The sequence below is a fragment of the Lacinutrix sp. MEBiC02404 genome, assembly GCF_053601575.1.
Genome location: NZ_JBSHNV010000016.1, coordinates 1 through 302 on the forward strand (window position 1 = coordinate 1; position 302 = coordinate 302).

The 302-nt window shown below is 39.1% G+C and carries 1 protein-coding gene; it reads left to right on the forward strand.

The window, feature by feature from the left end:
* On the forward strand, nt 1-302 hold a 302-nt coding region (locus ACVCXO_RS00070), incomplete at both ends, for a hypothetical protein (protein ID WP_452227566.1).

Sequence of the window (302 nt, forward strand, 5' to 3'; positions counted from 1 at the left end):
AAATACTTCTTCGGTTACTGCTACACTTACTCTTAACGATTCTATTGGTCCTGACCTTACAGCTTGTACTGTTGCAGATGAAACTATCGAGTGTGATGGAACAAATAATGAAACGATTGCTAACGATTGGAATGCTGCTAACATATTAGCACTTCAATCTTGCGGTACAGATGCTTGTGATACAGATGCTGTTTTTGATGTAACTTCTGATTATGCGTACACAAACCTTGCTTCCACTTGTGGAGCTGGTGGTACATTAACAGTTACTTATACCGTTGCAGATGATTGTGACAACGAAACTA